Genomic DNA, 16,535 nt, shown 5'->3' on the forward strand with positions numbered 1-16,535 from the left:
GAGTTACCTTTTTGCTTTGATTAAGTTTCGACACCTTTATCAAAACGGGTAACTCTCATCTTTTCAAGATGATGTGTCAGATCTAGTCTGAACTAATACAAGTAAATACCCCGAGAAACAGCAGCGACAAACTCAATAACATCAGCAGATTCAGTAGCGGCAAGGTCTCCCCGAGTTGCCATGCCTCCTCCGAAAACCCAATAGGCACGGCAAGCGCAAAGGCACCGACACAGACTTGAATCGCATCTTCGGTATTAAAACGGTAGGTATCAAAGTTAAAGCTCATCGCGCCTCCCTGTAATTTCACGGCACATCATCGCCGCACATCGAATAAGCAAATCATAACCCGAAAAATATCACCCATTGTCGCTACTTTGGCTGCGCTTTTAATGCGTCTGATAGTATCTTAAAGGCCACACGATAGCATGGCTGCCAGAAGCAGCCTTGAGGTGGACTGTCGTCTCGCTAATCGCCATGGTTCTGCTGTTTAGCATCGATGTCGCCTGTTTGTTTTGAAGGAAGATGAGTAACTTGTTTGTGGACAGAAGAGTGTTAAATATTGAAAGACTTATATCATTGCTTAGTTATTGAATGCAGACCTTATTAACGGCGATCCATGGTATTTGCTCAACGACACGCAGCAAGTCCTTATATGGACACCTCGAATAGATCAACCACTTTTTAAGTAACAGAAAGTAATACTGCGTACGTATATCCGACCTGTTTATGAGAATCTTTGCTCTCTGGCCTTAATGAGAACCGCGCCTTTGCTGCTTATCGTCCTTTCGGAGTCATATGCTCCTTGTACTCTCTCAGCATCTGCAAAGGCCGGTATTACCTGTTACTTCATTACCTGTAGTCGTGTTTTTGGGGGGAGTTTGATACTCGATTTTTATAAATTAACAAGGCCGATATTCGCTGCGATGAAACAGCATCGCCCAGATGATCCGCGCCAATTTGTTTGCAATTGCTACTGCCGCTTTCTGTTTACCTCGCCGCTCTATCACCTTTAAGGCCCATACGGAGATCCTGTCATTACTCTTACTTGCATAGCGAATAATCGACCAAGCTCCCTGGATCAGTTGCCGCCGCAGATAGCTGTTACCTCGTTTGGTTATGCCGCCTAATTTCTGTTTCCCCCCACTGGAAAACTCTTTAGGAACCAGTCCTAAATTTGCAGAAAAATGCCGAGCACCATGATAGCCAGAGCCATCTCCGGCAAATGACACCGCGGCAGTGGCAATGATTTCTGCAACGCCTCTGATACCCATTAGTCGCTTGGCATCTGGGTGCGTTCTTGCCTGCAGTTTGATGTCTTTTTCCAGCGAACCTATTGCAACGTTGATCGTACGCAACTCCTCCATCAGCTCACGCATGTATTGGCGTGCAATCGTAGTGAGTTGATTATTGGCATCCTCAAGTAATTCCGGCAGCAAAAGATTCAATGGATTACGTCCTTTAGGGAGGGCTATTCCATATTCACTTAGTAACCCTCTGATTTGATTGGTTAGTGCAGTGCGTATTCTGATCCGGCGCTCGCGAATTCTGTGGGTAATGATGATATCAACCTGCGCTAAGGTTCTCGGCTGGACGAAAATCAGGTTTGGTCTCTGCGCTGCCTCACAGATAGCGAAGGCATCATTGCGATCGTTCTTATTGCCTTTGACAAATGGCTTAACATGCTGAGGCGGGATCAGTTTGACATCATGCCCGAGAGAAAGTAACTCTCTGCCCCAATAGTTAGAGCCACTGCAGGCTTCCATCGCAATAGTGGCATCAGCGTAAGTACGCAGAAAAGTCAGGAGCTGAACACGTTTAATCGAACGGTTAAAAACACTCTTGCCTGCTTGATTAACTCCACATACTTGGAAGATATTTTTTGCGAGATCAATTCCTATTAGTGTAACTTTCATTTTGGACACCTTTTGTTGTTATTGAACGTGCAAATTCAATATGGCGTAAATGACGCCTACTTCACAAGAGGTGTCCATCCCATCATCCTTGGATGCTCGACCGCCCCGTCCATGGGGCGGACGGTCGTCTCGCTAATCACCATGGCTCACCTGTTTAGCATTAGCGTAGTCTGTAAGTTTTAAAGAAATACGAAGCATGCTTTGGGACAAAAGCGTGATAGCTCCTTTGCTCTAACTTTTCAGTTTCGGATTAAAATTTCTATGGAGATAACGCTCGCATTTGCGGCTGGTTTGTAGCGCAGCGGAAAACCTGTCCGACAACATGCGCTTGTTAGGTTCTTTAAAGGTTCTCAAAGTAACCCTCGCTATTTCCTGAAATTTTCTCCACCTCAGCCAGTTCTGGATTGATGATATTCCCAGAGTTGTGAGCAATAAGCTCTGGGAGCGTTAGACTTAACCCTTTATCAAGAGATTTAAAGAGAACAACACACAATCCATGTTCAAGATCTCCTTGTATAAGATCCTTAACATCATCTATCTCGGCGATTCCTATAGTCCAATTCATTTTCTTTGAAATATTCAAGTTAAGGGTGACATACTTAGACGAAGGTATAATAGTTATCGTAACCCCATTTGATACGCCGCACTCACTCTTTAAGAAGCCATCGCCTTGCCCTAAATTATTTTGCCCAGCTATAGATGGCTCTTCATCTCCTTCTTTGAACCATAAAGCTTTGTGTAGCTCATTAGTATATTTTGAGCTATCAAATTTTTCTCCAAATAGGACGTGACCAAGACCAATCGCCAGCTTGGCCATGAAGCGGATGTCATAACGAAGATACATAGATAGTCTATTCTTACGTTCCTGTCCGTTACTGCACTCATTGTTAAAATACGCGATTCGACTTAAATCTAAATCATCTGCTTCAGAAAAACCGATGTCAGCTAAATTAGCTCCTTCTACCGGTGTGCATGATACCTTTCTAACTTTACGTCCTTTAAAGGCATCCTCGAATGACAGCCAAGTAATTATAGGGTTCTTAATAGAGCGCTCCGACCATATAAAGTACGCTCGAGTCTTTACTTTTTTAACTGTCCTAGGATTACCACCAGAGTACCAATACATCCTTTCGTCAGAAGGGCGAATCCAGTAAATTTGTTCGCCTAGAGGACCAATCCAGCACTCACAAATTTCATCCTCTTTAATTTCTGGGGGAGTAAGGTCAGATACCCCCATATTTCTCAATGGAAGCGATGTTGGTTTATCAGGATTAAAGAAAGAGTATGCGGCCTCATTCAGCTCATTAAAAACTAAAAAGTCCTTTTCAAAGGAAGCATCAACAAAAAGTCCTAAGTTGCTATTACATGTTCCACATACATTTCTTGTCTTCAAATAGTCTGGAGCCTGTGCTCCTCCTAAAAACTGTGATATCACATGTTCTAATGTGAATTGATTTTCTTCTTTATCAATTTTGCAGTAAATACAGGTTTTCAATTCTTAATCCTTTCGAATAAATATCCCGGGCTTAACCGATGGGAACCTAACATTTTATTCGTGCGCATGCGCGTTTACCTCGTTGGACCAGTGAAAACGCGCACGGTTAACTATCTGTATGCAAAGAACTTATCAGCTTTCTGCCAAATACACCATCTGGAAAAACGCGCATGCGCGTTTTCCAAACCTATTAACTAAAATTCAGTTACTATATTCACCTGATTTTATAGCGTTTTATTTATTGCGGATGGAATTAGTGCGCACTGATTTTGCCTCAAAATCATACCAAAACACCTAAATTTAAATACGACTGTATACCCATACATTGTTAGCCGATTTCTGGTAAGGCCAAATATAGGCAAATAGATAAGAATATATATGGCAGCAGGTGTGGGAGTTTTCGGTTGAGCTAGAAAGCCGAAACAAGGAATGGGGCGTTAGCTTTTTTGCCAAATGGACAGTGCAATGGCCGTCAAAATTGCCATTGTTGCAACAGTGACCGTTGGCGACATGGCCGCTCTTTCACATCTGACCCATAGGGATATGGGAAATGCCACAATGATGTTGGGAACATCATTGGCCATGTGAACGCGGCATTTACACTTCCATGTGTAGCAGATGTCGCCGTCGAGCCTATAGGGACACTTTTTGTTAAATAGAGGGGCGGCGTGTCACTGGGGAAACAATGACAATTCATCCTACACACCTGACGACAAACTTATCTCGTTTTGGGGCAAAAACGCGTTAGTTTTTACTCTAAGTCGTTGGCTTTAGACTTTTATGGATAACATCCACACTTAGGGGTAAGAATATGGGCCGCATTCGCCCAGCGGCCCATATTTTGCCCCTGTGTTCGAAGGGAGCGACTAGTTCAGATTATTAGCTTTTCGCTGGTCCCAAATAATCAAACAAGCGGTTCCTTTGCTCTTTATTTAACGCGTAGTAACTAAACTCTATATGTTCGCCGTTAGCCTCTAATAGCTGTATTTTCTTAGGATACTGCGAGGTAACTTTATAGCCACAATATGAAGCTTTATCTATCTTCTGGACTTCTTCATAGGTCGAAACAAGAATTTTCTGGTCGTCTATTGTGATTGAAAATGAATCAATTTTTGATTTCCCAGTGTTGAAGATAAGTAACCATACGGGAATGAGAATATTCACCGCTAGAAAAACAATAAACATCAGTAAAAAAGTATTTTGATCACTTTTTGAACCAACGATGGTGAGTAATCCTAATTGTGGGAGGAGTAGTGTCAACGCAGTCTTATAGAGCCTGTCGAGAATGCTCTGCAAATTTGTTTGTTTTAAATCCATTTATACATACCAGAAGCTAACGTCTTATTAGTGCGTATGCGCGTTTATCCCGTGAAAACACTGGAAACGCACACAGTTAACTATTTTTTGAAAATAAGCGTTTAGATTGGTGTTGAGATGCAGCTTAATGCGTCGATAAGTAGCTTATTGACTCAATCAACGCAGCCTGATTAAGTGCGATACAACACCTTCACTACATGCCAACCAAACTTGGTTTTAACGAGATGTGGCACCAGCAGTTCACCGGAAAAGGCGACTTTATCGAACTGCGGCACCATTTGCCCACGCTTGAATTCACCGAGATCGCCGCCCTTTTTCGCCGACGGGCATGAGGAATAGCGCTTGGCTAACGCGCCAAAATTCGCGCCTTTATTCAATTGCTTAATAATATCTTCCGCCTGCTCTTTGTGTTTAACAAGGATATGCACTGCGGCTGCGGTTTTATACATCTGGTACTCTCTTTTATCAAAGACAGCGGTGCCATTTTGCTGCACCGCTGTTATCGCTTTACCTATCAAGAATAAGTATTACTGACCTAAAATCTTCTGCCACCACTGCAACGGCTCACCGCAGTTTTTCGCAGGATTATAGGTACCTCTAAGGGCTGGCAATGCCTCGGTATTGCGGCATCCCGCCTCCTTAGCTTCACCAGTATCACGGTCAAAGTAACCTTGGATCACGCCCGTTGGCGGAATCGAGCGCAGCCCAATCGGTGGACGCTCCTTCAAGAAAGCTTGATACACCGCCATGGCGCCACTGCTACCGTAAAGGCTGGTCTTGCCGTTATCGTCGCGTCCGACCCAAATCGCCGCGACGTTACGCTCGTCAAAACCCGCGAACCAAGAGTCGCGGCTATCGTTACTGGTACCGGTTTTACCCGCCAGAGCAACGCCTGGGAAGGCATTACCTAAACGTGTTGCCGTCCCCGAGCGCACCACTTGCTGCATGGCATATTGCACCAAGAAATCAGTATCCGGCGTAATGGCTTGCTCCTTCGGTGAGCGAGTCACTGGTAACGGCTGATTATGACTGTCGAGCACCGCCGTCACAGTGGTGAGTTTGCGATAGGCACCATAATCGGCCAGCGTTTGATAAACCTGCGCCACCATTAACGGCGAGCCATTCACAGCGCCCAGTAGCATAGACGGGTATTCGTTAAGCGGCTCTTGCCAGCCAGATTTCGCCAGCGTGGTTGCCACCGCATCCACCCCCACGGCAATCCCGAGGTTCACCGTAGGTACGTTCATCGACTTTTTCAGTGCCGTTAACAAGGAGACTTGTCCACTAAACTTCTTATCAAAGTTCTGCGGTGACCAGGTTTTGCCCTGCTCATTCTTTAGGGTAATCGGCTGATCTTTAAGTGGCGAAGCCAAGGTGAACTGGCTATTTGGCGCCAATGCAGTCGCATACACAAATGGCTTGATGAGCGAGCCTATGGGTCGGCGGATCTCAACCGCGCGGTTATAGCCATCAAAGCCAGGCGTCTTATCACCCACCATAGCTGCGATACCGCCAGTGTATTTGTCCGTCACGACCATACCAATCTGCAACGACTTATTGCCTTTATCTAAGCTCTTAAAGGTTTGAGTCACGGCGATTTCGGCGGCTTCCTGCGCCATTGGATCCAGTGTGGTGTAAATCTTCACCCCGGATTGTTTTAATAACGCATCGCCATAACGCTCGTTAAGCTCTTGTTTAACCAAGGCATAGAACGCAGGTAGCTTTTGATGCACGGGTTTATTGGGATTACGCAAGCCTAAGGGCGACTCTACCGCCACCTTGTATTGCGCGGTGCTCAGCTCACCCGACTCCATCAAGAGACGTAGCACTAAATCGCGACGCTCTTGGCTGCGCTCAGGATAACGCCATGGGTTGTAATAGGAAGGCCCTTTAATCGCCGCCACTAAAAACGCTTGCTGCGCCGTGGTTAGCTCGCCGATGGGACGACCAAAATAGAACTGTGAAGCCAGCCCCATACCATGCACGGCGCGGGATTTATCTTGCCCCATATACACTTCGTTGAGATAGGCCTCGAGGATTTCTTCCTTGCTGTAACGAAAATCGATAATCACCGCCATTAAAGCTTCGCGAATTTTACGCAGCAAAGAGCGTTCGCTCGAGAGGAAGAAGTTTTTTGCCAACTGCTGGGTCAGTGTCGAGCCGCCCTGTACGGTACGACCCGCACTGATATTCACAAAAGCGGCGCGCAGAATCGCGAAGGGGTTGACCCCGTGATGTTCGTAAAAACTGCGGTCTTCCACCAGCAGCAGGGCTTTTACAATCGCCTTAGGCATTTCTTCTGTAGGAACAAACAATCTGTCTTCGCCGTCACCCGCAATAATGCGGTCGAGCAAGACAGGTTCTAAATGGAATACCGCCAACTGGCGCTTATCTGACATACGTGCAATCGAGCTGATCCCATCGCTGTCGAAGCTAATCATCACCCGCTGCTCGGCCTGATCGCCCTCAGGATGTAAGAAGGGACGACGCCATAATTCAATTTTGGTGCTGGATGCAGAGAACTCACCCACCTCACGGGGATTGGCGACTTTGCGATAACCTAAGAGTTTGAGTTCGGCCATTAACTGTGGATGACTCACGGCTGCGCCGGGATATAAGGCCATCGAGCGGCTAAATACTGTGCGGGTAAGTGCCATTTTTGCCCCTCAAACTTGCGGGCAATAATTTGATCGAGGTAAATACTGTAGAAGGTCACAACGGCTAGGCCGATTAAGGCTAGTTTCCAAGTGAGCGACCAAATTTGCCCAAACAGGCCACGGCTGCGCTTCGCTTTCGCTTTTTTTGTCGTCTTAGTTGTCATATCTACTTCATCATTTATGCGTTAACGGCATCAGTCACAGGCACAACACAAGGTTGTAAATCAAAGCAGTCTAAAGGCTATGACTGAGATAAACCTAAGGTTTTCTTCTTGGTAAATTTTGTGGGCTGCGTATTGGCAGGGTCGTCCGGCCACAGGTGTTTAGGATAACGCCCACGCATTTCTTTTTTCACTTCCACATAGGGTCCTTGCCAAAAACTGGCGAGATCCGCCGTCAGCGCCAAGGGGCGCTGCGCCGGTGACAGCAATTCCATCGTCACCTTCAGCTTACCTTGGGCCAGTAGCGGGCTGTCTGCCATGCCAAAGGTTTCCTGCAAACGTACCCGCAACAAGGCTCGCCCCGAAGCATCGTACAATATCGGCGCGAAGGTGCCCGTGGCTAACGGCCATGAGGTGGGCAGCAGCGCATCGAGAGCCTGTTGCTGTGACCAAGTTAATTGGTTTACCAGCAAACTAAAGCAATCGAGTTTTTGTAATTGCGGCAGATTATTCACATTTTCAAGGTAGGGCGCCAGCCATGTTTCAAGGTTTGCCAGCAGCGCGGCATCGCTCATATCCGGCCAATCGGCATTCGGATCTAAATCGCGCGCTAACTGTAACCTCGCTTGAAACTGCGCTAAGTTATCGTGCCAATTGAGGATTTGTAACCCCTGCTGACGAATGTAACTCAGTAATGCCGCTACAATTTGGCCACGATTCGGATTAGCGATAGCCTCTGACTTCAATAAAATCTGCCCGACTTTGGTTTGGCGTTCGGCCACCGCGCGGCCTTTGGCTTCGTCCCAGCCACATTGGTCATGGCGCTCCACCAGCTCGGCTAATTCCTCATCGAACAGACTTGGCGATAATGGACTGGCAAGATAAATCCGCCCGGCATTCTTGCCTTCGGTTTCTTGAAAATCAGCCACCACCAGCCAAGGCGTTTGCGCTAAGGCATCTTCGGCGTTGAGCACCACACCCGTTCCATTGGCCAATTGATACCCCTCAACGCCACGGGATTTGGCAATCCGGTCGGGATAAGCCAGCGCCAACAGCAAACCGACATCCTGATGATGGGCATGGGAGGCGATGGCCACTAAATCGGCCTGAGTACATTGCTTATCTAGCGCCAGCTTTTTAAGCCATTGTCTGGCCTGCTGCCCCGCACTGCCTTGGGTGGCAAAGTGCAGATAATTCATGATATCGGCGCCTTTGCGTGGCAATCCTCGCGCCTCTAAAATCCCCGCCAGTAAACAGGCTAAGGCCGCCAGTTGATGTTCGTCACGAGATTTGGCCACCAATAACATATGGGCGAGGCGCGGATGACACCCCAGCTCATAGGCCGCTTTGCCATGCGCAGTCAGCTTGTTTTGTTCATCGACCATGCCTAAACGCTGAAGCAGTTGCCAAGCTAATGCCTCGTTCACCGTGGGCGGCGCAGTCAATAACAGTAAGTCGCTGAAGGATTTCGCGCCCCAGTAGGCACAGTCATGGGCCATGGCGACTAAGTCGGCTTGGCTGATTTCTGGCTCATCGGCCTTGAGCAGACGTTGATGCTCCTCTTGGCCCCATAAACGGATGCACTCGCCCGCCGCCAAACGCCCAGCACGGCCAGCACGCTGGGTTGCCGAGGCCTGGCTGATGCGCTTAAGGCTTAAACGTGTCACCCCAGTTTTAGGATTAAAGCTAGCTTGGCGTTTATAACCGCTGTCGATAACCAGGCCAATGCCCTCGATGGTCAAGCTCGACTCGGCCACGTTGGTGGAGAGCACAATTTTGCGCCTGCTGCTGTCGGCCTTTATCGCCCTATCTTGCTCCTGCGCCGATAACTCGCCATAGAGTGGGCACACCGCCACGCGACTGCTATCGAGGCGCTCTTCCAGATACTGCGCTACTCTAAGGATTTCAGCCTTACCTGGCAAAAACACCAGAATATCCTGCGGGCCGTTATCACCAATGGATGTCGCGGCATCGAGCACAACGCGGCTAAGATGGTCGAGCCAATGCTGCTGTCCGGCAACCGGGCGATAGCGAATGTCGACAGGGAAACTGCGCCCTTCACTCTGTAGCAGTGCGGCATCGGGCATCAACTCGGCTAATGTTAGGCCAGATAAGGTTGCCGACATGGCGAGGATTTTTAAGTCATCCCGCAGTGAGCTTTGCACTTCGAGCGCCAAGGCTAAACCGAGATCTGTGGTCAAATGCCGCTCGTGGATCTCGTCGAAAATAATCATCTCGATACCTGTTAATTCAGGATCTTGCTGGATCATGCGAGTTAAAATCCCTTCGGTAACGATCTCAAGCCGAGTCTCACCACTCACCTTTGACTCGCCACGCACGCGATAACCGACCTCTTGCCCCACCGTCTGTTGCCGACAACTGGCGATAAATTGCGCCACACTGCGGGCGGCCACACGCCTAGGTTCCAGCATTAAAATCCGCCCCGAAATCTCAGGCCAATCCAGCATGGCTAAGGGCAATGCGGTCGATTTACCCGCCCCCGTAGGCGCTTCGAGGATCACTTGCGCATTTTTCGCAAAGGCATCGCGCAGGGATGGCAATAAGGAATGAATGGGTAGATTGTTCAATGCAACAGTATCAACAGGGAAAAATGATGGGGCAGTTTAACATAGGCCTTAGGCAGTGTCCCTCCCGCGGCCTTCGCTTTGATACGTGACTGTTTTGTTTGGCATTGGCTTGCTAAAAATAGCATCGCCCCGACAGCAAGGCTCTCGGGGCGCCAAAAGTACAAATAAGCCGAGTTAGAACTGATAGGTCAGCTTAGCCCAGAGATTACGGCCCGGCTCGTTGACCCTAAACATGGCCTCACTACCCGGCAGATCGTTACCCGTGCCTGCCTTACTCACATGTTCAGCGTAGGTTGCATCAAACAGGTTTTCGACACCAAAGATAAAGGATAAATCCTTGCTGTATGACCAAGATGCATTCAGTGCCAGCGTACCAAAGCCGCTACTTGGGCCTAAGTCTTGGCCCACGATATTGCCATGGCCTAAGGTGTAACGGTCTTGCGCGGCCACCACACGCCACTGCGCCGCCATTGTCCAAGCTTGCCATTGATAGTTAACGGTTAATCTGGCCTCTAACGGTGATATTTGCCCAAGCGCGACCTTGTCCGTATCGTTTTCACCATGGGTATAACTTAAGGTAAGTTGAGTCGACCACTGCTCATTAAGCGCATAGTCTAGGCTTGCTTCGCCGCCGTAGAGGCTGGCATCGATATTACGCGCTACTGTGGTATTGCTGGTCGAATCAATCAGAATATAGTCATTAATCTCACCATAGAAGAGTGAAACCGAAGCCTCCACAGGCCCCTGATAAATCCAGCCTATATCAAATTGATTGGTCGTTTCAGCTTTAAGATCAAAGGCTTTTTGTGTTGGATTATCGGCACTGGCCTTCATGATCTCCCAATAGTCTGGCATGCGCTGCGCCGAGCCAAATCCTGCATAATATTGGTGAGCATCGAGTTGATATTCATAACGCACATAACCGCTGTAGAGGGTATCCTCCCGCTCACCCTGCTGGGCGATTAACAATTCGCCATCCCAGCGATCGCCCCTCAATCCAGCGTGCAAGCTACTATTGCCTAAACCTTGGTTATCAAAGCCATAGCGGGATTCGGCAAACAGCGCGTAGTTTTTATAGCGCATATCTTCCTTAAACGGCTTATTGAGTAAGTCGTCTAAACCAACATCGCTGGGCGCCATACTGCGGCCATCATGCGCGCTAGACATATAATCCAGCCCCAGTGTTAATTCGAGGGCATCGAGCGGGGTCAAATCAAACCAAAGATGACCACCGTCGGTCATCCGGCGCACATTTGAGCCAGAATTCACCCCTTCATCAAATCGGTCCATTATATGGTCGTTTTTGTTACTAAAGGCTTGTAACTCAACTGCGGCCAACCAGCTCGACTCAAACTCATGTTGGAATAGTAACGCCGCATCACGGTTATCAATTTGGCGAGCCTTATTTAATCTGTCGGCATACTCTGCCTCACCGCTCGACTCTCCGTAGGTTAACTCCACCACAGTGCGCTCTGTTGGCGTCCAACCCAGGGCAAGATTGGCGTTTTGACGGTCATAACTGGATTGGACTTTATTGCCATTGCCATCCTGATAATGATCACTACTCGATTGATTAATATCAAAATCTAGGTAGTAATTCTTATCGCCTGCATTCAACTCCACCATGGCATCTCGTCTATCGAAACTGCCACCCGTCGCACTGGCACGCCCTTCAAGATCCGCTTGATTAAAACGATGGCGGTTTTTTTCAAATAAAATTGTGCCCGCGGTGCCTACAGGGCCGTATTTCACCGTCTGCGGGCCTTTAATTACCGTTATCTGATCGTAGGTTTCGGGATAAATATAATTGGTGGGCGGATCCATACGTCCACCGCAGGCGCCATACACATGCTGACCATCATCGACTATGTTTAGACGCGAACCGCCCAGCCCCCTAAACATAGGATCGCCACCTGAGCCGCCTTTGCGCGTGATGTTAAATCCGGGGATCGAACGTAAAAATCCCGAACCATCATAGGCAGGCAATGGCAAACGGTTCTGTTTAGGATCGCTCACTAAGTGTACGGGTTGACGCATTACATCGGCTGTAACTAGCAGATAATCTTTACATTTTTGGTTTTCACCACAGTCGGCCGCCTCAGCAGACCAAGCCAGTTGAGGCGCAGCAGTGCCCAAAACACCCGCTAAAATAGCGGCTAATTTGATAGGTTGATACAGCATGACATTCCCCTACATATTGTTTTTAATGATTTTTGTGGGGGTATTGTTGTCACAAGTGAAGGAAGCGCAATCAAAACTCGGCTGGGCGCGACAATCTGTCGCAGCACAAATTGCGGCGGGTCACAATCGGATTAATTTTGATAAATTAATCACTTACATTTTAAGAATTGCAAATACTGAAAAACATCCACACTTAAACAAGCCAAGGATCCGCTAATCCCGAGGTTAATGATAGGAGTGGTGCAGGTTTGTTGATGGCATAACCTTGGGCATAGTCCACACCTAAGCTTTTTAACTTAGTGGCAATTTCGGTGGATTCAACAAACTCCGCCACCACATCGAAGCCCATATCTTGTCCTAACTGGCAAATGGCTTTGATGATGGCTTGGTCAGCCTCGTCTTCGCAGAGATTAATCACAAACTGGCCGTCGATTTTGACATAATCCACGTTCAAGCGTTTAAGGTAGGCAAAGCTTGAGAACCCCGCGCCAAAGTCATCCAACGCGAGTTGGCAATTTAATGGCCTCAGCACTTCAATCAATTTAGTGGCCTGATCTAATTGGCTCACTGCGGCAGTTTCGGTGATCTCAATGCAGAGCTTATCCACCAGCTCAGGTTCGGTCATCAGGCGCATTTCGAGCCAATTCATAAACTCGCTGTCACCTAACGAGGTCGCCGACAGGTTGACCGAGACCAACTCTAGCTGTTGCCAAATATCTAAATGGCTACTGCCCCACTTCAGCAGATTATCTATCACCCACAGGTCGACCTTGGCTGCCAAGTTGTAACGCTCCGCCGCAGGGAGAAAGATCGCCGGCGAAACAATAGTGCCATTGGCCTGCACCATCCGCAGTAGCACCTCTAAATGCAGGCCGGATTCTTCGCGACTTAACGGGGCAATGCTTTGGAAATACAACTCAAATTGATTTAGCGCGAGGGCGCTGACGATATCGACCGAGGCCATCATCTCGGTATAGAGGCGGGTCATTTTAGGGTCTTTGGCACTGTACAAGTGCCAGCCATTGCGGCCCTTATCCTTGGCGAGACGACAGGCCGCATCGGCCTGACTCATCACAGTGTAAATATCCGTCGCAGACTTTTCGAGCTTAGCAATCCCCATGCTGACGCTGACATTGTGGCAACGGTTTTCCCAAATAAACTCGTGGGTGGCTAACTGAGTGCAGATCCGATTAGCGATATGTTGCGCCGAATCCACATTGCAATAATGCATTAAAATCCCAAACTCATCGCCGCCCAAACGCGCGACAATATCGCCCTTACGCACCAATTGCTTGAGACGTAATGCAAGCTGGCACAGTAATTTATCACCGGCCTGATGGCCGCTCACATTGTTGATCACCTGAAACTGATCGACATCGATAAAGGCAACGCAGGTGGGCATCTCATCTTTGGTTTGCAGCAGGTTTTCGAGCAAGGCCTCAAAATGCAACCGATTCGGTAACCCAGTCAAAGCATCATAATTGGCATGGAAGGACAGCTCATCGGCGAGTCGATATTTTTCACTGACATCCTCGGCAATCATTACTAGGGTGTCTTTATTGCCGTGGATTTGGCTAAAGCTCAATCTAAGCCAATCCAACTGCAGGTTAGATTTTAAGGGTAACTCACACCAGGCTTGCCCTAATACGCCCTCACGCACCATGTGCAGTGTATCGGTTAACATGGCATGTTCTTCTTCACGCACCATATCGAATAAATCATAACCATGTTGTGCTGGAAGGGTTTGCAACGCCACTTTATTGAGCATGGTCAGTTGATTCTGTTTATCGAGTAAGGCGCAGGCTAAGGGCAGTTGATTAAAGACTTCACGGTATTTATTTTCACTCGCTAACATATCGTGGGCGATGCGCGTTAACTCCATAGCAGAGCCAATCATCACAGCTGCATGTTGAAACTCTTGAATAAACGCCTCACTCCATTCACAACACTCAGAGCAATTGACGGCACCAAGGGCAATACGGGTTTCGCCAAACACCACTGGAGGTAACACGAGTAAACTTTTAACATCCCAATCCCTTAATAACGCTCGCTCCGCCTGAGCCTCCGGCGGCAATGTATTCACATCGGAAAGATTCAACAGCTTTGGATTTCTAACCAGAGATCGAAAAAATGGCATACGCGCAAGCGGCCAAACACGCGTTTGCTGGCCTTGACTAAATTGCGGTTTTAAGTAGAGATTACGGGTACGCAGATGATCCAGGGATAAGCTCCCCGTCAGAACAAACACACCGTCGCAGTGAAGTTGAAGCGTAATCGCCTCTAATGCTCGGTCAACATTTTGCTCTAGGGTTTCTAGTGGCGTTTCACTAAAAATCGTCACTAATGCCTGTTGAAGGGGATTTGCTAAACCATCTGACATGAAAAAAGATTTCCTTACCTACAATTCCATTTAAGGTAGTATTTCTCCACTTCCAGTGGAGAAACTCACGTAATCGAAAGCCTATAGCCAACCACCCCAGTAGTACTTTCTGCATTACCAAACAAAAGCATAGCTTATGTTTGGCATTTGAGCAGGCGAAGGAGATAAAGAGTGTTACAACGTCTGTTTCTTGGATTTGCTCCCACCAGCATACAAAGGCAACAACTGCTACTGTTGCAACAAAGCTTGGCATTACAGATAGCGCCGAATGCCAAACCTGTGACTCGCACTAATTTGCACTTAACCCTCGCCTTTTTAGGGCTAGCCAATCCGACTCAAGTTGCACTGTTGCTCGACGGCGTCGATAAGCTAGCTAAACCCCAATTTAGCGTCACCTTGGATAGTATCGCCCTATGGCCTAAGGCTCAGGTCTGTTGTTTAAAGGGGGATAGCATCAGTTCAGAGTTAGCCCTCTTGGCATCTCAAGCACAGGATTTAGCCCAGCAATTACAGTTGCATCGGAGTGAGCATCCATTTCGGCCCCATATCAGCTTATTTAGAAAGGCAAAGCCGTCAGGCATCTTGGTCAGTGAGCTAACGCTTAAGGAGCTGGTACAGCAGAAAGTCATCCAAGCTTCGATGCTTGAACTCACACTGACGCCCGAGCAGCTGCATTTGTATCTTTCCGCCAGTGGTAATCACGGGGTGGAGTATCAAATCTTACATTCTTGGCCGCTCGCATAAGCCTAATCCGCTCACGCGAATAAACATTGCACCAGAAGCAATCCGTAAAAATAATCTGTAAAAGTAATCCATAAGAACAATTAGCCCGAGCATGGCTCGGGCTGATAGGAAGGTGAGAACGCCGACGGAGTTAATCGAGTAAACGCAAAGTCTCACGGTAGGCGCGCTTTTGTTCATAGCTGTGCAGGCGCTGCTGAAACTCGTCGGTCTTAGTAGCTTCAGCCGTCATCTTTAAAGCGGCTATCGCTTTTTGCTGGGTCGATACCGCGGCACCAAAATCACCGACTTCGGCATAGGCAGCCGCTAAGTTATCGAGGTTGGTGGGGTCGTTCTCATTCACTTTAAGCAGCTTAAGAGATAACTCGAGCGCTTTATTACCATCGCGATATTCGGCCTCAGGGCAAGTTGCGAGAATCCACGCCACATTGCCAAGGGCAATATCATCCCCAACACGAGTAAATTGCTCTACGGCTTTACCGCAGTTACGCGCAATGCCATCGCCACCCGAGGCATAAATAAAGCCTAAACGAAATTGCGCCCAGCGATTACCGCGCTCACCCATGTCCTTATACCAACGTTCGGCCACGGCTAAATCACGCTTCACTAATTGTCCTTCAAAGGAGAGATCCGCTAAGGTTTGCTGCGCCTTTTCGTGTTGCTGTTCGGCGGCAAGGGTCATCCAATGTAATCCGGTCGGCACTTCTTGCTGTACGTAACGTCCAGAGAGAAACATCAGCCCCAGTAAAAATTGTGCGTCGGCATCGCCCTGCTCTGCCTGCACTTGAATGTGCACAAATTTACTCGCCGCAACTTCATTGGCTGGCTGTGGAATAGAAAATGCGTGCGCGGCAGCACTCATCCCTAAGGATAACGTGAATCCGGCGCCTAAAACCCATTGTCTGTATTTCACCTGGTAACCTCTTTACGAAAAACAACCGCGCCCTCAAGTTAGCCTGAATTATTCCCATAAGTCGAGCCTAAATCGGCGTAATCGAACCTATATTAAATAGAAATAACCCTTAAGGGGCCGCAATTATCCCATTCCTTTGATTCATTAGTCGCAATTGAGGTTATTTTCTTCGCAAAAAACCTTAAAAGC

9 protein-coding genes and 2 pseudogenes are annotated in these 16,535 nt (G+C 48.0%); 1 reads left to right on the forward strand and 10 read right to left on the reverse strand.

Annotation, left to right across the window (positions count from 1 at the left end; translation table 11 throughout):
* Positions 1-100: 100 nt before the first annotated feature.
* The 9 genes and pseudogenes from ACUZ8J_RS18000 to ACUZ8J_RS18040 form a co-directional block, all read right to left on the reverse strand.
* Positions 101-286, reverse strand: a pseudogene (locus tag ACUZ8J_RS18000) (DUF2391 family protein); the annotation flags it as partial.
* 613 nt (positions 287-899) lie between these two features.
* Positions 900-1,913: an IS110 family transposase gene (locus tag ACUZ8J_RS18005; protein WP_446694534.1), complete on the reverse strand. Its 1,014-nt coding sequence runs from the start codon at positions 1,911-1,913 to the stop codon at positions 900-902.
* Between the two features lie 340 nt (positions 1,914-2,253).
* Complete coding sequence (locus ACUZ8J_RS18010) at positions 2,254-3,408, reverse strand: HNH endonuclease (protein WP_446694535.1); 1,155 nt, start codon at positions 3,406-3,408, stop codon at positions 2,254-2,256.
* Positions 3,409-4,287: 879 nt separating this feature from the next.
* Positions 4,288-4,725, reverse strand: coding sequence for a hypothetical protein (locus tag ACUZ8J_RS18015; RefSeq protein WP_446694536.1), 438 nt, complete (start codon positions 4,723-4,725; stop codon positions 4,288-4,290).
* Positions 4,726-4,895: 170 nt separating this feature from the next.
* Positions 4,896-5,174 carry a peptidylprolyl isomerase gene (locus ACUZ8J_RS18020; protein ID WP_011627235.1) on the reverse strand — a complete coding sequence of 93 codons (279 nt, stop codon included), beginning with the start codon at positions 5,172-5,174 and terminating at the stop codon, positions 4,896-4,898.
* A 78-nt stretch (positions 5,175-5,252) separates the two neighbouring features.
* Positions 5,253-7,546 (reverse strand): annotated as a pseudogene (gene mrcB, locus ACUZ8J_RS18025) (penicillin-binding protein 1B).
* A gap of 77 nt (positions 7,547-7,623) precedes the next feature.
* On the reverse strand, positions 7,624-10,131 hold the full coding sequence (gene hrpB / locus ACUZ8J_RS18030; protein ID WP_446694537.1) for an ATP-dependent helicase HrpB: 2,508 nt from the start codon (positions 10,129-10,131) through the stop codon (positions 7,624-7,626).
* 174 nt (positions 10,132-10,305) lie between these two features.
* On the reverse strand, positions 10,306-12,312 hold the full coding sequence (locus tag ACUZ8J_RS18035) for a TonB-dependent copper receptor (protein ID WP_446694538.1): 2,007 nt from the start codon (positions 12,310-12,312) through the stop codon (positions 10,306-10,308).
* Between the two features lie 193 nt (positions 12,313-12,505).
* Positions 12,506-14,692, reverse strand: coding sequence for a putative bifunctional diguanylate cyclase/phosphodiesterase (locus tag ACUZ8J_RS18040; RefSeq protein ID WP_446694539.1), 2,187 nt, complete (start codon positions 14,690-14,692; stop codon positions 12,506-12,508).
* Between the two features lie 171 nt (positions 14,693-14,863).
* Between ACUZ8J_RS18040 and thpR the strand changes: the two genes are divergently transcribed.
* A complete protein-coding gene (gene thpR, locus ACUZ8J_RS18045; RefSeq protein ID WP_446694540.1) occupies positions 14,864-15,436 on the forward strand; it encodes an RNA 2',3'-cyclic phosphodiesterase in 573 nt (190 codons plus the stop codon).
* Between the two features lie 130 nt (positions 15,437-15,566).
* Here the strand turns inward: thpR and ACUZ8J_RS18050 are convergent, their stop codons facing one another.
* Positions 15,567-16,346 (reverse strand): sel1 repeat family protein, encoded by a 780-nt coding sequence (locus ACUZ8J_RS18050; RefSeq protein ID WP_446694541.1) that lies wholly within the window; start codon positions 16,344-16,346, stop codon positions 15,567-15,569.
* Between the last annotated feature and the right edge of the window lie 189 nt (positions 16,347-16,535).

The sequence above is a fragment of the Shewanella sp. Koi 1 genome (assembly GCF_052907445.1).